The organism is Paenibacillus vini, from assembly GCF_018403325.1.
GTDB lineage: Bacteria > Bacillota > Bacilli > Paenibacillales > Paenibacillaceae > Fontibacillus > Fontibacillus vini.
The window spans coordinates 471,581-491,230 of record NZ_BOSL01000002.1; the positions used below are offsets into that span (position 1 = coordinate 471,581).

At 51.3% G+C, this 19,650-nt stretch carries 19 protein-coding genes; all 19 read left to right on the top strand.

The window, feature by feature from the left end:
- Window positions 1-73 precede the first annotated feature (73 nt).
- The 19 genes from rpsA to KJS57_RS05665 all read left to right on the top strand — a co-directional run bounded on the left by rpsA (window position 74) and on the right by KJS57_RS05665 (window position 19,636).
- On the top strand, window positions 74-1,309 hold the full coding sequence (gene rpsA / locus KJS57_RS05575) for a 30S ribosomal protein S1 (RefSeq protein WP_211020902.1): 1,236 nt from the start codon (window positions 74-76) through the stop codon (window positions 1,307-1,309).
- 184 nt (window positions 1,310-1,493) lie between these two features.
- A complete protein-coding gene (der, locus tag KJS57_RS05580; RefSeq protein WP_211020901.1) occupies window positions 1,494-2,816 on the top strand; it encodes a ribosome biogenesis GTPase Der in 1,323 nt (440 codons plus the stop codon).
- A gap of 15 nt (window positions 2,817-2,831) precedes the next feature.
- Window positions 2,832-3,443: a glycerol-3-phosphate 1-O-acyltransferase PlsY gene (plsY, locus tag KJS57_RS05585; RefSeq protein ID WP_213654035.1), complete on the top strand. Its 612-nt coding sequence runs from the start codon at window positions 2,832-2,834 to the stop codon at window positions 3,441-3,443.
- On the top strand, window positions 3,436-4,476 hold the full coding sequence (locus KJS57_RS05590; protein ID WP_211020899.1) for an NAD(P)H-dependent glycerol-3-phosphate dehydrogenase: 1,041 nt from the start codon (window positions 3,436-3,438) through the stop codon (window positions 4,474-4,476). The genes plsY and KJS57_RS05590 overlap by 8 nt, the downstream gene beginning before the upstream one ends.
- Window positions 4,477-4,588: 112 nt before the next feature.
- Window positions 4,589-4,861, top strand: a complete 273-nt coding sequence (locus KJS57_RS05595) for a stage VI sporulation protein F (RefSeq protein ID WP_213654036.1) — start codon at window positions 4,589-4,591, stop codon at window positions 4,859-4,861.
- 169 nt (window positions 4,862-5,030) lie between these two features.
- A complete protein-coding gene (locus KJS57_RS05600) occupies window positions 5,031-5,210 on the top strand; it encodes a DUF2768 family protein (protein WP_211020897.1) in 180 nt (59 codons plus the stop codon).
- 31 nt (window positions 5,211-5,241) lie between these two features.
- The gene (locus tag KJS57_RS05605; RefSeq protein WP_244861405.1) at window positions 5,242-5,889 is read left to right on the top strand and encodes a nucleotidyltransferase family protein; all 648 of its coding nucleotides are present in this window, start codon (window positions 5,242-5,244) and stop codon (window positions 5,887-5,889) included.
- Between the two features lie 10 nt (window positions 5,890-5,899).
- The gene (locus KJS57_RS05610; protein ID WP_213654037.1) at window positions 5,900-6,247 is read left to right on the top strand and encodes a 2Fe-2S iron-sulfur cluster-binding protein; all 348 of its coding nucleotides are present in this window, start codon (window positions 5,900-5,902) and stop codon (window positions 6,245-6,247) included.
- Between the two features lie 37 nt (window positions 6,248-6,284).
- Window positions 6,285-7,046: a YphF family lipoprotein gene (locus tag KJS57_RS05615; protein WP_244861406.1), complete on the top strand. Its 762-nt coding sequence runs from the start codon at window positions 6,285-6,287 to the stop codon at window positions 7,044-7,046.
- A 188-nt stretch (window positions 7,047-7,234) separates the two neighbouring features.
- Window positions 7,235-8,665 carry an SWIM zinc finger family protein gene (locus KJS57_RS05620; protein ID WP_213654038.1) on the top strand — a complete coding sequence of 477 codons (1,431 nt, stop codon included), beginning with the start codon at window positions 7,235-7,237 and terminating at the stop codon, window positions 8,663-8,665.
- A gap of 28 nt (window positions 8,666-8,693) precedes the next feature.
- A complete protein-coding gene (locus KJS57_RS05625) occupies window positions 8,694-10,550 on the top strand; it encodes a HEAT repeat domain-containing protein (RefSeq protein WP_213654039.1) in 1,857 nt (618 codons plus the stop codon).
- Between the two features lie 19 nt (window positions 10,551-10,569).
- Window positions 10,570-11,670, top strand: coding sequence for an ATP-binding protein (locus KJS57_RS05630; protein WP_213654040.1), 1,101 nt, complete (start codon window positions 10,570-10,572; stop codon window positions 11,668-11,670).
- Entirely contained in the window at window positions 11,667-14,012 is a 2,346-nt protein-coding gene (locus KJS57_RS05635; protein ID WP_213654041.1) for a DUF5682 family protein, read from the top strand. Before KJS57_RS05630 ends, KJS57_RS05635 begins: the two co-directional genes overlap by 4 nt.
- Window positions 14,013-14,014: 2 nt before the next feature.
- On the top strand, window positions 14,015-15,232 hold the full coding sequence (locus KJS57_RS05640; protein ID WP_213654042.1) for a VWA domain-containing protein: 1,218 nt from the start codon (window positions 14,015-14,017) through the stop codon (window positions 15,230-15,232).
- Window positions 15,233-15,579: 347 nt separating this feature from the next.
- Window positions 15,580-17,058 (top strand): stage IV sporulation protein A, encoded by a 1,479-nt coding sequence (spoIVA, locus tag KJS57_RS05645; RefSeq protein WP_211020981.1) that lies wholly within the window; start codon window positions 15,580-15,582, stop codon window positions 17,056-17,058.
- Window positions 17,059-17,338: 280 nt separating this feature from the next.
- On the top strand, window positions 17,339-17,611 hold the full coding sequence (gene hbs, locus KJS57_RS05650) for a non-specific DNA-binding protein Hbs (RefSeq protein ID WP_213654043.1): 273 nt from the start codon (window positions 17,339-17,341) through the stop codon (window positions 17,609-17,611).
- A gap of 138 nt (window positions 17,612-17,749) precedes the next feature.
- Complete coding sequence (mtrB, locus tag KJS57_RS05655) at window positions 17,750-18,010, top strand: trp RNA-binding attenuation protein MtrB (RefSeq protein ID WP_211020889.1); 261 nt, start codon at window positions 17,750-17,752, stop codon at window positions 18,008-18,010.
- A gap of 104 nt (window positions 18,011-18,114) precedes the next feature.
- Window positions 18,115-18,654 (top strand): hypothetical protein, encoded by a 540-nt coding sequence (locus tag KJS57_RS05660; RefSeq protein ID WP_213654044.1) that lies wholly within the window; start codon window positions 18,115-18,117, stop codon window positions 18,652-18,654.
- A 112-nt stretch (window positions 18,655-18,766) separates the two neighbouring features.
- Window positions 18,767-19,636 (top strand): heptaprenyl diphosphate synthase component 1, encoded by an 870-nt coding sequence (locus KJS57_RS05665; protein ID WP_211020887.1) that lies wholly within the window; start codon window positions 18,767-18,769, stop codon window positions 19,634-19,636.
- Window positions 19,637-19,650 lie beyond the last annotated feature (14 nt).

Here is a 19,650-nt window from a genome sequence, read left to right on the forward strand (position 1 = left end):
ATTGAATAGTTTTGAACTTCGCTATCAGCGGGTTTAAATAAATGGGTTTTTCTGAATTGAGGAGGGTATTCACATGTCGGAAGAAACAAAGAATGAATTGGAAGCCGCTGAGGTGGCAAGCCAGGAAGAATTGGAACAAATCGTATCCTTGAAAAAAGGGGACACCGTTAAAGGAACGATCGTCAAAATCGAAGATAACCAGGCTTATGTAAGCATTGGATATAAATACGACGGCGTTATTCCTATTCGCGAGTTGTCCTCTGTCCACCTGGACAGCGCAGCTGATGCCGTTGAGGTTGGTCAAGAAGTGGAAACCAAGGTTGTCAGCATCGACGACGAGAAAGAACGCCTTGTTCTGTCCAAACGTGCGATCGACAGCGAGAACGCTTGGGATGAGTTGCAAAAACGCTTCGACAGCCAAGAAACTTTCGAAGTAACGGTAGCCGACGTAGTTAAAGGCGGAATCGTAGCGGATGTAGGCGTACGCGGATTTATTCCTGCTTCGATGGTTGAACGCCACTTCGTTGAAGATTTCAGCGACTACAAAGGCCGGACTCTTCGCGTTAAAGTGAAGGAAATCGACCGTGAGAACAACAAGGTCATCCTTTCCCAAAAGGATGTACTTGACGAAGAGTTTGAAGCTAACAAGCTTCAAGTAATGGGACAATTGAAAGAAGGCGAAGTTCTCGAAGGTACTGTTCAACGCCTGACTCAATTTGGCGCATTCGTAGACGTAGGCGGAGTAGACGGTTTGGTTCACGTGTCCGAAATCGCGTGGAATCATGTCGATAAGCCTGCTGACGTTCTTTCCGAAGGCGACAAAGTGAAAGTAAAAGTGTTGAAAGTGGATCCTGAGAAAGGCAAAATCAGCCTTAGCATCAAAGCGGCTACTCCAGGTCCTTGGGAAACGGCTGCCGAGCAATTCCACACCGGCGACATCGTGAGCGGCGAAGTGAAGCGTCTCGTCAATTTCGGTGCATTCGTTGAAATCGCACCGGGCGTAGAAGGACTCGTTCATATCTCTCAAATTTCGCATAAACATATTGGCACACCGCATGAAGTGCTGAAAGAAGGTCAATCCGTTCAAGTGAAAGTACTGGATGTGAATCCGGGCGAGAAACGGGTAAGCCTCAGCATCAAGGAAACCGAGGAAGCTCCTGCTCCGACTCCAAGAAGCGAAAAGCCTTCTAAGGGCAGCAGCGTAAGAAAAGAAGATTTGGGAGACAACCCGAATGTTTCGTTGAGCAACCAAGGTCTGAGCATCACGCTGGGCGAACGTTTCGGCGACAAGCTGAGCAAATTGAAATAGTCTTGACATAGGCAGGCTACGGATCGGCGGACCCTTTGAAGCGGGTTCGCCGATTTTTCGTTAGCTTTGTTTTATTCATGGCACCGTTAGCCAATTGATCTTTTTTTTGCTATGATGTTCTAGGTATAACCTGAAATCGTCATGAAAGATTAAAATATAAATACATTTTGTAGGAGGTATGTGCATGGCAAGACCTGTTGTGGCCATTGTAGGCCGGCCGAATGTCGGGAAATCCACGATATTCAACCGGATCATCGGCGACCGCTTGGCCATTGTGGAAGACAAGCCGGGGATTACGCGCGACAGAATTTATGGCGCGTCGGAATGGAACGGCAAGCCTTTCAGTATCATTGATACCGGAGGCATAGAGCTGGACGATGAGGAACCGATTCTGAAATCGATCCGCATGCAAGCGGAATTGGCTATTGAGGAAGCGGACGTCATCGTCTTTATGTGTGATGCCAAAGCCGGGGTTACCGGATCCGACGAAGAAGTCGCCGGGATGCTATACCGTTCGGGTAAACCGATTGTCGTTGCGGTAAACAAAGTGGATAACATCGGCCGGATGGACAATATTTATGAATTTTACAATTTAGGTTTCGGGGACCCGATCGGGGTATCCGGGAGCCATGGTACGGGAATCGGCGATTTGCTCGATGCCATCACCGATAAATTGCCGGAATTGCCGGATGATGAATATGAAGACGATGTTATCCGCGTCGCCTTGATCGGTCGTCCGAATGTCGGCAAATCCTCTCTGGTGAATGCGATCCTCGGCGAGGAACGCGTTATCGTTAGCGATATTGCCGGAACGACGCGTGATGCGATCGATACGCCGTTTGAGAAGGATGGCCAGAAATACGTCCTGATCGATACGGCTGGGATGCGCAAACGCGGCAAGGTATATGAAACGACCGAGAAATACAGCGTGATGCGGGCGATGAAGGCGATTGAGCGGGCGGACGTGGTGTTGGTCCTGATTAACGGCGAAGAAGGCATCATCGAGCAAGACAAGCACATTGCCGGATATGCTTATGAAGCGGGTAAAGCATCGCTGTTTGTAGTCAATAAATGGGATGTCGTCGAGAAGGACGATAAGACGATGCACCAGTTTGAACAAAAAATTCGCGATCACTTCCTGTTCATGACCTATGCTCCGGTCGTATTTCTATCCGCGAAAACGAAGCAACGGCTCCACAAGCTGCTTCCGGTCGTACAGCATGTTGCCGATCAGCATAACAAGCGGGTGCAGACGCATCTGTTGAACGATGTCGTATCCGATGCGATTGCAATTAACCCTCCACCTACCGACAAAGGGCGGAGACTGCGGATCAATTACGTCACCCAGGTTACCGTGAAGCCTCCGACGATCGTGGTGTTTGTCAATGATCCGGAGCTCATGCATTTTTCGTACGAACGGTACCTGGAGAACAAAATCAGAGCAGCTTTTGATTTTGAAGGAACGCCGATCCGGTTGTTTACGCGGCGTAAGTCTGATGAAGGTTAGGGGAGTAGAAATCAAGTGATTTTACCCATCATTGGAATCATTGCAAGCTATTTGCTGGGCTCGGTCAGTTTTAGCGTCGTCCTGGCGAAGGCTTTAAAAGGAATCGACATACGTCAGCACGGGAGCGGTAATGCGGGCGCGACCAATACGCTGCGCGTGCTGGGCAAAGGACCGGCGATCCTCGTGCTGGCACTTGACGTGTTGAAAGGGATCGCGGCCGTTTGGATTGGCCGTTGGCTCGGCGGCGGGTCGGAATGGGCGGCAGCGCTGTGCGGCATCGCCGCCATTATGGGGCATAACTGGCCGCTCTATTTCCGCTTTCGCGGAGGTAAAGGCATCGCCACGACTATCGGGGTCATGGCGACCCTGGTCTTTTTACCCGCATTATTTGCGGGAATTATTGCGATCCTATCCATTGTGTTTACCAGATATGTTTCGCTGGGTTCATTGATTTTCGTGTTTTTGACGCCGGTCTTTCTTGCGGTGACAGGTGAATTCGGACCCTATTTTTGGACTAGTCTGATCATTTGCATATTCGCCTTTTGGAGACACCGCACCAATATCGTGAAAATCGCCCAAGGTAAAGAGAACAAACTGGGCTCCAAAGGAGGAAAACGCGTTGTCTGAAAAAGCTGCTGTGCTAGTGGCAGGCAGTTGGGGAACGGCGCTTGCCAGCGTTCTTGCTGACAAGAACATGGATGTGGCCGTATGGACCCGGAATGAAGCGCAGAGAGATGAAATTAACGGTCTGCACCGGAACGAGCGCTTTTTGCCGGGGGTAGAGTTGCCGCCCAATTTGCATGCGACTACAGAGATGGAGGAAGCGGTTGCCGGAGCTAAAGCGGTAGTGATCGTGGCCCCGTCATCCGCTGTACGGGAGGTAACCCGCTCGTTAAAACCATTCTGGCATGAAGATATGCTGGTGGTTCATGCGACGAAGGGGTTTGAAACGGAGAGCCTGAAACGGATTTCCAACGTGATTGCGGAAGAGCTTGAATGCAGCGAGGACCGGATTGTCGTATTGTCCGGACCAAGCCATGCGGAGGAAGTCGTCAAACGTTGTCCGACCACGGTCGTGGTTGCTTCTATGGACGAAACTCATGCCAAGGCCGCACAGGACTTGTTCATGAATTCCTATTTCCGCGTATACACGAACAGGGATATGGTCGGCGTGGAGTTGGCCGGAGCTTTGAAGAATATCATCGCTCTTGGTGCCGGTATGTCCGACGGGCTCGGTTACGGCGACAATGCCAAGGCTGCACTGCTCACCCGCGGATTGGCGGAAATCACCAGAATCGGCGTTGAAATGGGAGCTAATCCTCTTACTTTTGCAGGACTTGCCGGTATCGGTGACCTTGTAGTGACGGCGACAAGCCGACACAGCCGGAACTGGCGCGCAGGGTTTATGCTCGGGGAAGGCAAATCGGTGGAAGAAGTGCTCGGCTCCATGGGCATGGTGGTCGAAGGTATTCGGACTACGAAGGCAGCCCATACGATTTCAGAGAAGTACCAGGTTCAGATGCCGATTGCCAAACAGCTCTATCACGTGCTTTTCGAGGGACTGGATCCAAGAACCGCCGTGGAGGCACTTATGGGTCGGGACCGCAAGACCGAGATGGAAGTAATGTCTCTGGAAACCTGGGAGCAGTGGCATACTTAGTTTGACTGATCGAAGTCCTAGGCTCCGCGGGAATCGTAATCCGCAAGGGCCTAGGACCTTTTTCGTCTCCGCCTCATAAACTGATGGAGAGGACAATGGAGGAGGCGAATATATGGGCAAAGTATCCAAGGACGCTTTGAATGCGATCAATAAAAAAACCGGGAAAAACATATCAGAAGGCGCGGTCAAAAAGCTGGCCAGCACGGTGAAGCCCTCAACGATGCAAAGTGAGGCTGAGCTGAGAAAGCTGATCAAGCAAGTTTCCGCCATGGCCAAAGTGCCTGTTTCGGAAGATACGATTAATGAAATCGTCGGGGCCGTTAAAAAGAGCGGCATGAACCCTTCCAATATGGAAGCACTGATGAAAATGATGATAAAAAAATAAGATTGCTTTTAAAGGACTTCCCGAAAGCCATCATAGGCCCATGGCAGTCCTTCTGCTTTTTTTACATGCAAGTATTCTGTCAATTTGAACGCGTAGCCTGTTTAAGATGTAGATGCTATAATATTCATCATATGAATGCCGTGAAAAAAAGATTGGGAGTGTAATGTTCATGGACGCAATGACAAAAATGTGGTTATCCTTGGCAGCGATTCTTGTAATGGGCTTGTCTGTCTTTTTGATTACGTTTGCGCGGACAAAAACGAAAGGGGTTCTTCGGGGAGTACTGTCGCTGATCGCATTTGTAATTATGCTGACCGGCTTTTTGGCAGGTATCGTTTCCATAACTTAAGGCCCGGACAGAAAGAGAAGAGGATAGGAATATGATGATGGAGATCGAAAGCCCGGGGGAAATGTACCCGAAGGTCAATCAGGCGATTCAAAAGCTGTCTCAGGTCTGTAAGGATGCCGAGGGAAGCTGGCTGCTGGGAGGAAGTTGCGCCCTATGGCTGCAAGGCGTGCCGCTCTCTGCCGCACCCAGAGATATTGATATTTACGCCGATACACAGCATGCCGGCACACTGCACAGTTTATTGGAAGCTTTCGCGTTGGACGAGCCTGAGCTGGATGAGAGCGGATTGTATAAATCCCGTTTAAGTCATTACAAGCTTGGCAATTTGACGCTCGAATTGGTCGGCGGATTTCAGGTGAAGACAGAGGGTGCTCTGTATCGGACGGAAGTTACCGATATTCTTGCACCTGCGGCCGGAACGGTTTCATTGGAATCTGAGGTCGTAATGCTGATGCCATTAGCGCATGAGTTTATTTTTAACGTGCTAAGGGCGCGTCCTGACCGTTATTTGCCAATAGCCGGAGAGATCCGAAAGAACCCGAAACAGCATTTACCGCTGTTGTTCCTCCTTTTAGAACGGAATTACTGGACATTCGAAACGATTGCCAGAATGGCGGAATTGCTGGATCAGCCGCTGCTTTCGAGCCGGTGGGGCGAACTGGGTAGCCATGAAGCATAAGGAGGGTCCGGTGGAGACGCAAATCACATTTTTACCGCAGAAAAAGACGTTGAAAGTCCGATCCGGCTCAACTGTTCTCCGGGCCTCGCGCGAGGCTCGGGTTCATATTCCGACCCGGTGCGGCGGCAATGCCGGCTGCCTGATGTGCAAGGTGAAGGTGGCGCCGGATCAAGCGGACGCACTGACGCCGCCGACAGAAGCTGAACGACGGAAGCTGGGTCCGCTGCTGAACCAGGGAATCCGTCTGGCTTGCCAGGCTAATATCATCGGCTCCGCCGTAGTCGAGCTGCCCGAAGATCCGCTTAAGGCGGCGATCCGAAAACAGCTGGAGCGGCAAAACGATGATGATCTATGGTGAACAATAACAATAACATATAGCAAAGGATGAAGGCATTTTGGAATGGCGTGGAAGAAAACGACGGTACCTCGTATGGGCTCGTCCCCTATGCACAGCAGTCATGCTTGCCGTTTTTGTTGGAATGCTTGCCGGCTGTCTCTACCCCGGCGAAGAGCGGCAGGAGAGAAGGGTCTCCTACCTTGAAAGCGTTGACAGAATTCAACGGGCTGTGGACCAGTTCCAAGCCGATCAGGGTATTTTGCCGATTATCACCGCCGGGCAGGATACCCCGCGTTATGAGAAGTTCCGGATCGACCTGGATCTGCTGAACAAACAGGGGTATATCGATGAGATTCCGACGACCGCTTTTGAAAAAGGCGGCAGCGCTTATTTTTTGATTATCAATGAAGAATCCGATCCGGCAGTAAAAGTACTGGACTTGCTGACGACCCAGAAGATTAACGACGTCCAGCGGTTGGTGGACAAATACCGTAACTCGCAAAATGGCAAACTCCCGGTAACATCAGAGGAAGAAACCTACCCCGGGCTATTTACGGTCGATCTGAAGCTGGCCGGGGCACAGGATTACAGTCTGAAGAGCGTGTATTCCGGTCAGTCCCAGGACTATCTGGTAGACAAAGACGGACGGGTTTACGCGGACTATGCTTTTGACATTATGCAAGCGGTGGACAAGTCGGAAGCCTCTCCGCAGGCGGATAAGGATTTGCGGGAATATCTGACCGAACAATCTTTTTTTGTGCCGGTCAAATCGCTTCCGTACCGTATGATCGATGGAGTACCGGTACCTCAGCCGGAATGACAAACATAAAGAAACGGAAGCTGTAGACAGTTTTAACGGTTTACAAGCATCCCTCGGGCCTAGCAACTTTGTTGCAGGCCTTTTTTGCGTTTCCTGTTCACATTCGCCCGGGCGCATAAGAATACATTTATAGATAGAGTAATATTATTGATTTATTACATACATAGCCAGTTTAGGAGGGAATTCCTTTGCTAGAAATCACAGAGAGCTGGGTAGATTCACTGGCTCCCAATAGTGCGGCCATTAAAAACGGACATGAGCTCGTAAAAAAAGGGAAGTTTACTGCATTTCATCAAACCGAGGACCGGCAAGTTTTGTTTGGGATCTGTACAGGCAGCGGAAAGACCCCTTATATCCCTTCGGCCGATTTTATGACACCCGGCAATCCGGTAATGCGCTGTACTTGTCCAAGCAGGCAATTTCCGTGCAAGCATGGACTTGGGCTGTTATATGCCTATGTGGAGGGCAAGTCCTTTACTCAAGCCGGGGTGCCGGAGGAGCTTGCCGCGAAGCGCGAAAAGGCGGGGAAACGGGAAGAAAAGAAAGCCAAAGAACTGGCCGGAGAGGCAGAATCGAAACCAAAGAAAGTAAATAAATCGGCGCTCAAGAAAAAGATTGCTGCACAGCTGGAAGGCTTGGACGTACTGGAGAGGCTGACGCATACCTTGGTCCGCAGAGGCTTTGGCTCCTTGGACAGTAAGGAACTCAAGATGATTCAAGAGCATGTGAAGCAAATGGGAAGCCACTATTTAAACGGGGCGCAAATCCAGCTTCGAAAATTGCAATTGATTTTATCCTCAGAGGATAAAGAAAAAGCATATGCCCATGCCGCGGAGCAGCTTGCGGTGATCCATGCTTTTATTAAAAAAGGACGGGCGCATTTACTTCAGAAGCTGGAAGATCCCGAGCTTACCATGGATCACGAATCGACGATAGAAGAATGGCTTGGCCATGCCTGGCAGATTGCGGAATTAAGAGCAGCTAATTTGACCACACATGAAGTTGAAATGATTCAGCTATCGTTTATTAGCTATGATGACCCGAGCCGGCAAGAGTATTTCGACCTTGGTTACTGGATTCAGCTGGACAGCGGGGAGATCCACAGCACGGTTCAATATCGTCCTTATAAAGCAGCTAAGCTGATGCGGGAAGAAGACAGTTTTTTTGATGTGGCCCGTATTCCGCAGCTTTACAGATATCCCGGAGATATGAACCGACGCGTGCGTTATGAAAGCTTTACAACAAGAAAAATCGAGGATACGGATCTGTCCGGAGTCCGGAAGTTTGCCGTGAACTCATACGCTGAAGCTGTGAAAAAGGTTAAAAATCAGCTCAAAAATCCCTTGGCTGATCCCAACCCTGTAATGCTGCTTCATTTTGAAGAGGTGACGGCAGATGAAGCAGGCAGGTTTTTCATCTCCAATTCCCGAGGAGAAAGTCTGGAACTTTTTGATTTGCTTGAGATTTCCACCGTGCCTTTGCTAAAGCTTATACCCCAAGACCAACTGCAGGATGCGGTAATGCTTGTCTTATTCGATCATCATACGCTGAGCGGCAGATTGCGAGTGCAGCCGTTAAGCCTGCTTAACGGGAAGGAAATCATTCGTTTCATTTACTAAATAAAAGCATAGGGAGGGACCGGGGAAAATGAGCAACACGCCGCTGATGGAGTTAAACGAAGAAATCAGGCGCTTGTATATAGCCGGAAGCGATTTGGCTGCCGGAGACTACAGACTTAAACGGCTTTTGCCCGTTTTGCAGCAGATGGGCCAGCGGGCGCCGATTTTTATGAAATTGTCGGAAGGGGTCGCGGAGCTGATCGAGCCGGCGGCCAATAATCCGCAGTCCGACTCGGCCAAACGCCTGCAGGATGTCAACCTGCTGTTGCAGTCGATATTACGTACCCAAGGGGAGGGAGCGTCGGAAGGCGAGACGGCATCGCTTGTTACCAACCCGATGCCGTTGCGTACTTTTTTATCCTATCGCAAACTTTCTGCCGTCCGGACCGCCTTGACGACCCGGGGAGGAGGGCGTTACGAGATCATTTACGAGGCTTATCAGTCCGGTTATTTTCAGGACCTCAGACTGGTTCCCTTGGCGATACAAGCGCTGAGTGATCCTTATACGGAAATTGCCGATCTGGCCATGGACCGGATCCTGCCCGCTTACGGACCCGCCATCGTACCGCATTTGCTGGATAGCTTTCACGCTGAAGGAGGGAGGCTTGAAGCTCGCAAGCTGACCGTCGTGGCGAAGTGCGGCGGAAAAGAAGTACTAACTGCAATATATGAAGCTGCCGTCTCTGGTTCGGACGAGGTAAGAACTACAGCGATCCATTTGCTCGCCGGGCATAAGGAATACGAGGAAGCCCTGCTGGACTGGAGCCGCGACAAGAAGAAGGGCATTCGCGAGGCAGCCTATGCGGCTTTGGCGGAGAGCGGGTGGGAGAGTGCGGTAGAAAGGCTCTATGAAGCATCCCAAGGAAAAGACAGCGAACTCGTAAATCCTTCCTTGTCCCGCTGCCAATCTCCATTACTAACACGAATGCTCGCTCAGGATTTCGCAAAGCTGTTAAAGTCACAGCAAGAGATACCTCCCCTTTCAGATAAGCAAAAAATAACGGACAATGCGGCCCAAATCAAGCGTTATCTCTGGTCGCTCCATCTCAAAGAAAGCCCCGAGCTCGAAGCGCTCTATCTGGAAGTGCTGCGCCGGTATGAATGGTACATGTTTAAACTGGATTGGTCATATTTGGCCAATGAAGCCATTCGATACGTGAGCAGGACGGGCACCGCGGAGGGGCGCCGATTAGTGGAGGAAGCTTTGGAGTTGGATTTTGCCCGATCTGCCAATACCGTTCATTTTACATGCGAAATCTTTGTTAAAGCACAGCCGATCCTTTCTCCGCAAAGGCTGTACGAGGTATATGCAAATGTACTGGAACAGGGAACCGGGGCGTCCGCATTAAGCGGGAGCAAGAAAAATTGCAAGCGACTGCTGGGGACCATAGAGGGGCTCGTAGTTTCACGAACCTATAAGCGCTTAGCTCAGGATTGGGCCCGTGGCGAAGAAGTCTATGTCTATGATGTGGAAATGCCATCGCCAGAATCCATTGCGGCAAGCTGGGATTCAAGATGGCTGGATCATTTTATCCTACTAGATCATTTGGCACTGGTAAGTGCATTTGCCCGGCCCGGTCATGAGGGTGCGATATCATTTTTGCTGGACCGGTTGAAGAATTCACCGGAATTCCGCAACCGTTTTGCCAATTTGGCGGTGATCGGGCTTGTAAGGGCGGGCATCCCGGAACACGACCTTCATGAAGCTCTGGTTTCCGCTATGGAGGATGAGCGGAATACGGAATGTCACGAAATCGAGTTGTTTCTGTTCGGGCAGCTTTGCTGTTTGCCGGCGCGTTATGCGGAACGAATTCGCGCGGTGCTTCCGAAATTTAAAGGCCGTGCCGAAGAACAATTGACTTCTATTTTGAACTCACAAAACTAATTCACAAGGAGTGTCGGATATGAGCAACGTATATAGTATGCAAGATGTGATGCGCCTGCCGGCTGAATTGCTGTTTCAGGATGAGCTTAAGGCGCTGATAGCGGAAGATCGAGGGACAATCCCGACTGGATGGCAGATGTCTCCTCAAGCCGTATTGAAGTTTATCGTCGGGGGCGTGGCCGGCAAGCAAAAGATCACTCCCAAATATATCGGGAACACGCGGATTGTCGAAATGGCGATCGCTACGTTGGTGACGGACCGGGCCCTGCTGCTGATCGGCGAGCCCGGAACGGCCAAATCCTGGCTGTCCGAAAATTTAGCTGCGGCTATATACGGAAATTCGGGCTTGGTCGTTCAAGGAACCGCAGGGACTACCGAAGAACAGGTGCGTTATTCCTGGAATTACGCCATGCTTCTGGCCCAAGGCCCTACACCGGAAGCGCTTGTGCAAAGTCCGATCATGAGAGCGATGGAGGCAGGGGGAATTGCCCGGTTTGAGGAAATTTCACGTTGTGCCTCGGAAGTTCAGGATGCGTTAATTTCAATCTTATCGGAAAAGACGATTTCCGTTCCGGAGCTCGGCAAGGAAGCGCATGCACGGAAAGGTTTCAGCATCATCGCTACCGCCAACACCCGTGACCGCGGAGTCAATGAAATGTCGACGGCTTTGAAGCGCCGGTTCAATATGATCGTACTGCCTGCGCCGGCGGATTTGGAGACCGAAGTCGAGATCGTCAAGAAACGTGTTGCCGAAATTGCGTCTTCTTATGATCTGCAGGCAGCGGTTCCGGCAGACGAAGCGCTGCACAAGGTGGTGACGATATTCAGGGAACTGAGAAGCGGAATGACGCTGGATAAAAAGGAAAAGGTCAAATCCCCTGCCGGCGTCATCTCGACCGCTGAAGCGATTTCGCTGCTCACGAACAGTATGGCGCTTGCCGCCAGCTTCGGCGATGGAGAGATGACGGACGAGGATTTGGCGGCCGGCCTCCAGGGGGCCATCGTCAAGGATGACGATAAAGACCGGCTCGTCTGGAAGGAGTACCTGGACCATGTGATGAAAAAACGCGGGGCGGGCTGGCGAGGGCTTTATAACGCATGCAAGGAGATCAATCCATGAAAGGGGGACGCGGCGCCGGAGTTCATATTTTTGGCGTCCGGCACCTGTCGCCAGCCGGTGCGTTTCATGTTCTTGACTATTTGGAGCGTGTACAGCCTACGGCGGTTTTGATTGAAGGTCCGTCGGACGCCACCTCGGAAATCGTTCATTTGACGAGTTCTTCTACCAAGCCTCCGGTGGCGATCCTGGCTTTTACGGAACAATTGCCGGTACGTACGGTTTTATGGCCGTTTGCCGATTATTCACCTGAATTCCAGGCGATGCGTTGGGCTCGGAAGAAGGGCGCAGCCTGCGCATTCATCGATTTGCCATCAGCTTCAGCCATCTGCCTGCAGGAGGCACGGTGGGAGAGAGTGCGTCCTGACCGATCGGATGACGAGGGATCTCATCGAGAAACTCAAGAAAGTCAAGGGTCCGGAGACGAACCCCTTGATCTATATCAGCGGATTGCGGAAATTTCCGGAGAAGTCGATTATGACGCCTTTTGGGAACGGAACTTTGAGCATAATTTGAGCCCGGATGCCTATCGCCAGGCGATATTGGCTTATTCAAGGCAAATGAGGGAGTTGACGGAGGAGCAAGAGCGAACTAACGAAACGCTGGCATACGCCTACAATGCTGTCCGTGAAGCTTATATGTGCAGGCGGATTGCCGAGACGATCGCGGAGGGACATAAGCCCGACGAGATTGTTGTCATTTGCGGGGCTTATCACGCTTCGGCGCTGTTCAATTTAGAGGGCGCCATGAGCGATGAGGAACTGAAGCGGCTGCCTTCCCGGCGGACTAAACTGACGCTGATGCCTTATTCGTATTTGAAGCTGTCCTCGCTTACCGGTTACGGAGCCGGCAATATTGCGCCGTTCTATTTTGAAATGATGTGGAAGCAGATGATTCGCGGAAGACTTGGGGATTTACCCTATCATTATTTGACCTCCATTGCGGGGGATTTAAGAAATGTGGGTACGAATCGTTCAACAGCGGAAGTGATCGAAGGGGTGAGACTTGCTGAATCCCTGGCCGCTCTGCATGACGGATGCCAGCCGTCCCTGCGAGATTTGCGGGATGCGGCAAAGACGCTACTTGGGCGGGGGGAACTTTCGGTGATAGCAGAGTCCCTGGCACGTATCGAAGTTGGCACAGCCATAGGAGAATTGGCGGAAGGAGTTAGTCAGACACCCATTCAGGAAGATATGAACCGCCAGTTGAAACGGCTCAAGCTGGATAAGTACAAAACCGCAGTGGCGAACGACTTGGTGCTCGATCTGCGGGAAAATCGCAGGGTTTCCTCGGAGGAAGCCGCTTTTTTGGACCTGAACCGCTCGTTATGGTTTCATCGTCTGAAGCTGCTCGGCATTCATTTTGTCAAGGAACGAAGCAGGGCCCAAGGCCAGGCCGAGTGGGCGGAGCATTGGATTCTGCAGTGGTCCCCGGAAGTGGAGATTGAGGTTGTTGAATCCACGCTGCTCGGCGAAACGGTTGACGTTGCAGCCGGGTTTGTATTTCAGCAGCGTCTGGAAAGTTGCGAAACTATAGAGGAGGCTTCCAGCCTCATTACGGTCGCTTATGAGTGCGGCATGATTCATCAGATGGAGGCGGGGCGTCAGACGCTTCAAAAACTGGCGGTAGAAAGTCAAGACGTCGTCCAAATTGCCGCGGCGGCCGGAAGGCTGGCCCGGTTGATTCGTTTCGGCGGGATACGGAAAATTGACACTGCGCCGCTAACCCCTCTGCTTCGGCAAATGTTCATGAAGGCCTGCCTGTTTCTGAACGAGGCAAGCCGGTGCAATGACGAGGTGGCGCAAGCTATGGCGGCCTCGATGAATGAATTGAATTTTGTTGCCGCCGAGCATGGCGATGAAGTGGATGAAGAATTGTGGATTCAGGTGCTAACGGAATTGTCCGACCGCGATGATGCACATGCCCGGCTCTCGGGCTTCGCTTGCGCGATCTTGCTGGAGCGGGGTCAAATGACCGCGGAGCAATGCTCAGCCGAAGTTTCCCGTCGTTTATCCCCGGGAATTCCGGCGGACCTTGGAGCCGGCTGGTTCGAGGGCTTGGCGATGCGCAACCGCTACGCTCTTATATCCCGAATGAGTTTGTGGGAACAGCTGAACGAATACATTGGCAAGCTCGAAGATGAAGAATTTATGCGGGCGCTGGTCTTTTTGCGGCGGGCCTTCAGTACCTTCAGTTCGAAGGAGAAGACGATGGTCGCAGAGCTGCTTGGAGAGCTTTGGGGCAGAGACATTGAACAAGTGGCGGAGATGTTGACGGACGATTTAAAGGAGGATGAAGCCCGAATGCTGGATGAATTGAATGATTTTGATTTTGAGGATTTTTAAAGATGGAACATGTAGTGGAACGTCAAACCTTATCGCGTTGGAGGCTGATACTAGGCGCAACCGCTGAAGAAGAGCTGAACAGGCACTCGGGAGCCGATCCGTTGAGTTTGACCGCGGAGGAGCAGATCATGGACCGTGCGCTGGCTGCCATCTATGATCAAACCGATGGATCGGGAAACGGAGCGAATTCAGGCACCGGCTCTCATGGACGCGGGGCGGGGAGAGGCAAATCCGCTCCCCGGCTTGCCGAGTGGCTCGGGGATGTCAGGACTTTTTTTCCGGAAGATGTCGTCTCGGTAATTCAGCATGATGCAATGGAACGCAAGGGTTGGAAACAACTGCTGTTTGAGCCGGAGGTTTTGGCCAGCGTGAAGCCGGATATTCAACTGGTCGGCACCTTGCTGTCGCTGAAGGGAAAAATTCCGGAGCGGACGAAGGATACGGCCCGCATGCTCGTACAGGCCGTGGTGGACGAATTGATCAAGCATATGGAGAATGAGCTTAGAAGGGCTGTGACCGGTGCCTTGAACCGCAGGCAGCACACGCCGATCTCTTCGTTAAGCGGTATCGATTGGAAGCGTACGATCCAGCGGAACTTGAAAAATTACGATACCGACCGGCGGGTGATTATACCGGAACGATTCTATTATTTTGACAGGGTGAAAAGCAACAAGGAATGGACGGTGATCGTCGATATCGACCAGAGCGGCTCTATGGCGGAATCCGTTATCTGGGCATCCGTGATCGGTTCGATATTTGCAAGTATCCCCGCGCTCGACACCCGGGTCGTCGTCTTTGATACCGAAGTGGTCGATCTTACGGAGCAATGCGCCAATGACCCGGTAGATATGCTGTTCGGGATTCAGCTTGGAGGAGGAACGAATATCGATAAGTCGGTGGCCTATTGCGAGCAGTTTATTCAAGAGCCCGGTAAGACGTTATTTATATTAATTTCCGATCTCTATGAGGGAGGGAACCAGTCCAGGTTGATTCGCCGGATGCGTGAAATGAATGAGTCGGGGGTCAAGACGCTCTGCCTGCTTGCGCTGTCCGATGAAGGAAAACCGTTCTATGACGAACGATTGGCCAACACTTTTTCGAAGAACGGCACCCCCAGCTTTGCCTGCACGCCGGCTTTGCTCCCGGAACTCGTGGAAGGCGCGCTAAAAGGGCAGGATTTGACGGAGCTGGCCAAGCGGCTGGAGGCAAAAGGGAGATAAAGCGGCTCCGTTGTCATATTGGAATCGATAGACTCATACTCATTTAATATGGCGGAAATTGAGCCGCCTTGCTCGTGACGAAGCGCCGGTTAAAAAAAAGTAGACTCGGACGGTGTATTCCGTCATAAATCCGCATCTGGTACATATGATGATACTAGTCCAAATGCATGTACGAGTTACGCCGCTTCGTTTTTGTTCTCTCCACCGGGATTTGCGGCGGCGGACACGGGTACGGGGAGCTGCCGCTCCTGCTGTAGCTAAGATTTCAAAATGTTGGTGAATAACGAAGCGGATGCTCTCAAAGCATTTTTCCTTCGGCGAATTTTGAGGAGGGGATATCATTGGTATTGGAGAAAGTGGACATTTTTAAGGACATTGCCGAACGTACCGGAGGGGATATTTATCTGGGTGTCGTCGGAGCTGTCCGCACCGGCAAATCAACGTTTATCAAACGATTCATGGAAACGGTGGTGCTCCCGAACATTTCCAGCGAGGCGGACCGGGTAAGGGCGGTGGATGAACTTCCGCAAAGCGCAGCCGGCAAGACGATCATGACGACCGAGCCGAAGTTCGTTCCGAACAATGCGGTGCAAATCAAGGTCGCCGAAGGGCTTGAGGTCAACGTTAGGCTCGTGGATTGCGTCGGATACGCGGTAGAGGGCGCCAAAGGATACGAGGATGAAAACGGTCCCCGGATGATATCCACGCCTTGGTTCGAGGAACCGATTCCGTTTCAGGAAGCGGCAGAAATCGGAACCCGTAAAGTCATTCAGGAGCATTCCACTTTGGGCGTCGTCGTAACGACGGACGGCACGATCGCCGACATTCCGCGCTATTCCTATGTGGAATCGGAGGAGCGGGTAATTGCCGAGTTGAAGGAAGTCGGCAAACCGTTTGTGCTTGTCATCAACTCGACGCGTCCGAGTAGCGACGAAGCCCAACAACTACGCGGCGAACTGGCCGCCAAATACGATATCCCGGTCATTACGTTAAGCGCAGCTACAATGACCGAAGAAGACGTGACCGGTGTACTGAGAGAGGTTCTTTACGAATTCCCGGTTCATGAAGTCAACGTCAACCTTCCGAGCTGGGTCATGGTGCTGAATGAGAACCACTGGCTTCGCAGTAATTATGAGAATTCCGTTCGCGACACCGTAAAAGATATTCGCAGACTCCGGGATGTCGATCGTGTCGTCAGCAATTTCATGGAATACGATTTCATCGATCGCGCCGGGCTTAGCGGCCTGAACATGGGTCAGGGCGTGGCGGAGATCGATCTATATGCTCCGGACGATCTCTATGACCATATCCTCATGGAAGTGGTCGGAGTAGAGATCCGCGGCAAAGATCATCTGCTTCAACTGATGCAGGATTTCACGCATGCCAAGAAGGAATACGACCGGTTTGCGGAAGCACTTGAAATGGTCAAGACTACCGGCTACGGCATCGCCGCGCCGTCGCTTGCCGAAATGGCGCTCGACGAGCCGGAACTGATACGGCAAGGCTCCCGGTTCGGGGTAAGACTGAAAGCGACGGCGCCTTCAATTCATATGATTCGCGTCGACGTAGAGTCCGAGTTCGCACCGATTATCGGGACGGAAAAGCAAAGCGAAGAGCTCGTCCGGTATCTGATGCAAGATTTCGAGAACGATCCGATCAAAATTTGGGAGTCCGATATTTTTGGCCGTTCGCTGCATTCCATCGTGAGAGAGGGAATCCAGGGCAAAATCGCCATGATGCCTGACAATGCCCGTTACAAGCTGCAGGAAACACTCGGAAGAATCATCAACGAAGGTTCCGGCGGACTCATCGCCATCATCCTTTAAAATAAAAAACAGGGCAGGCTGGTTCATTCAGCCTGCCCTGTTTTTTGCTGTCCGGCCACAATAGATGTTATATACTTTTGGCCTATTCCGCCTAAAAAACTTGAAAATATCGATGGGCTGTATTACTATAAGTTTGTTCCGCGCCCCCGAATCGTGGTCAAAACTGCGGTTTTACTGGGGATTTGCACGTAATATGCGCGGTTCAACGTATATTCTACGGCAAAACGGAAACACAGAATATCAGAATGATATAATCCATTTGGTAGGGAGGTGAACCCTGATGAATAAATCCGACTTGATTTCTCAAGTAGCTGAAAGCGCGGAATTGTCCAAGAAAGACGCAACTAAAGCGGTTGATGCCGTTTTCGAAGCTATTTCCGAAGCTCTTCAAAGCGGAGATAAAGTACAACTGGTAGGTTTCGGCAATTTCGAAGTCCGCGAGCGTTCCGCCCGTAAAGGCCGCAACCCGCAAACCGGAGAGGAAATCGAAATCCCTGCGAGCAAAATCCCGGCATTCAAACCAGGCAAAGCGCTCAAAGACGGAATTAAATAAAGATTTCTACATATCTTCCGTGTTAATAAAGTCCGTGGGCATTTTGTTCACGGCTTTTTCTTTTAATACGTGTTCAATAAGTCGACTTTTCAGCACCGGGAAGGTTTGCGCTATATTATGTTGGGGAGGAATGCCTTCATGGATCAACAGCATGCTGATCAAGCGGGAGGAGCCGAGCGGGGCGTCAGCAACGGAGACTACTTTGTCGTCAAGGCGAAGGAGCAGGGCGTCACGGTAATCGGGCTTACTCGGGGCAAAGACACTCGGTTTCACCACACGGAAAAGCTGGACAAAGGCGAAGTACTGATCGCACAGTTTACCGATCATACATCGGCTGTAAAAGTAAGAGGCAAAGCCGTTGTCTATACGAAGCTCGGTGTCATCGATACGGAAGAATGATTTTGAAATTGCAGGCATAGCCTGCTTTTTTCTTTTGTACAATGGGATATAGACTCTAATGTCTGTCCGGTAATAACGGAAGACGATGGAAGAGGGGGAGTCCCGTGAAAGTGAAATGGATTCTTCAAAGCCTGTTGGTTACACTTGGAACCGTACTGTTGCTCTCGGTAATTACTAGAGCCGGAGGTCCGGTATTTGAACATAGCCGGCCGGTATCAGCGGCTGTGTTCGAGCCGGGCAAACCGGCGGAGTTGAACGACGGCAATCTGGTCGACGGCTTGTCCACGATTGAGTTGCCCGTCCCGATCGCTAAGGTGGATTTGAACGGTTCGGTGCTGTCCGTGGATCTAAAAGTGACTGAGGAGCGTTTCGATAAAGGTGAATTATATCGCGGTATTGCCGAACTGATTTCTTTTTCCTTCGAGCGGACGTCCAATATCGATCAGTTACTGCTGCGTCTCGTTGCGGAGGACCGGTGGCTCGGAACGAGATATCTGCTGCTGGCCGCCGATGTGCGCCGGGGGGAATGGTCGGATTCGGCGATGAATGAACTGCGGAATGCCGGTGACCATGAGCTTCCGAAGGAGCTTCGTACGCTTTTCAGAATGACGGAAACCCATCTCTGGAAGCGGGGCGTCAATTAGCTTACGCTTCGTGCGCTCCCCAAAAACATATGCTATAATAGACAAGATTGTGACATCTTTAAGCATTTTTGAAGAATTGCAGATGTCAGGAATAGCGGCTCGGAGGCAGAGGATGAGACCTGATCGCATAACAGAATTGGCACAAAAGTATGTCGAATACGACATGATTTCAACTCACACGGAGCTACCGGAATTCCCGGTTCCCCGTGTTCGTTTGCTTTATACGTTTTTAAACGACGGCGGGCGTGAAACGGCCCGTTCGGCGGAAACATGCGCGCTTGCCGCTTTTCTTGTGCAGCTTGGCTTGGATACCCACGACAAGATCGACGTGGACGACAGCTGCAAGGAAGAGCAGGAGATGCGATCCCGGCAATTGAAGGTATTGGCGGGCGACTATTTCAGCAGCGTGTTCTATGAACTGCTAGCGCAGAAAGCGGAAATCGGAACGGTATCAAAAATGAGTGCAGCGATTTGCGAAGTGAACCGGCTCAAGGTGAGACTCTATACCGGGCTCAGAAAAATGCTGCTCCCTGCAGAAGAATACTTGAAGGAGCGCGTTCAGCTCAAAACGGTGCTGTTCCATTCATTTACGCAGCAGTTGGACAGGTCCGTACAAAATATTTGGAAATTGCTGCTGACCGAGATCAGCCGCTGCGAAGTCATGCTGGATGAAATGAAGCATTATTCTCTTTCGCCGGAGGAACACAAAGGCTTCGCGTTCCTGCATATTTGGGAGACGGGAACCGCTGAGGACAAAGAAATGATATCCGCCCGGAAGATCGGGGAACGGGATTGGAGCTTGTTGCTCACGAAATACAAAATCAGAGAGCAGCTTGCGTCGATGCTGCGGCAATCGGTGGAACGGGTGCAAGGTCTGGTTCCGGAATGCCAGAGCGACAAGATCCGCTCCGAGATTGGCGGGATTGTGGAACCGATGCTGTCCGTATTGTCATCGCAGCGACGAGCAATTCAAGAAGGGTAAGGTGAAGAGTTGAA

Coding starts and splice junctions, on each gene's coding strand:
- hbs (WP_213654043.1), top strand. CDS start 17,339: ATGAATAAATCCGACTTGATTTCTCAAGTAGCTGAAAGCGCGGAATTG.
- KJS57_RS05665 (WP_211020887.1), top strand. CDS start 18,767: ATGAGACCTGATCGCATAACAGAATTGGCACAAAAGTATGTCGAATAC.
- rpsA (WP_211020902.1), top strand. CDS start 74: ATGTCGGAAGAAACAAAGAATGAATTGGAAGCCGCTGAGGTGGCAAGC.
- KJS57_RS05635 (WP_213654041.1), top strand. CDS start 11,667: ATGAAAGGGGGACGCGGCGCCGGAGTTCATATTTTTGGCGTCCGGCAC.
- KJS57_RS05640 (WP_213654042.1), top strand. CDS start 14,015: ATGGAACATGTAGTGGAACGTCAAACCTTATCGCGTTGGAGGCTGATA.
- mtrB (WP_211020889.1), top strand. CDS start 17,750: ATGGATCAACAGCATGCTGATCAAGCGGGAGGAGCCGAGCGGGGCGTC.
- KJS57_RS05600 (WP_211020897.1), top strand. CDS start 5,031: ATGGACGCAATGACAAAAATGTGGTTATCCTTGGCAGCGATTCTTGTA.
- KJS57_RS05595 (WP_213654036.1), top strand. CDS start 4,589: ATGGGCAAAGTATCCAAGGACGCTTTGAATGCGATCAATAAAAAAACC.
- KJS57_RS05630 (WP_213654040.1), top strand. CDS start 10,570: ATGAGCAACGTATATAGTATGCAAGATGTGATGCGCCTGCCGGCTGAA.
- der (WP_211020901.1), top strand. CDS start 1,494: ATGGCAAGACCTGTTGTGGCCATTGTAGGCCGGCCGAATGTCGGGAAA.
- KJS57_RS05605 (WP_244861405.1), top strand. CDS start 5,242: ATGATGATGGAGATCGAAAGCCCGGGGGAAATGTACCCGAAGGTCAAT.
- KJS57_RS05625 (WP_213654039.1), top strand. CDS start 8,694: ATGAGCAACACGCCGCTGATGGAGTTAAACGAAGAAATCAGGCGCTTG.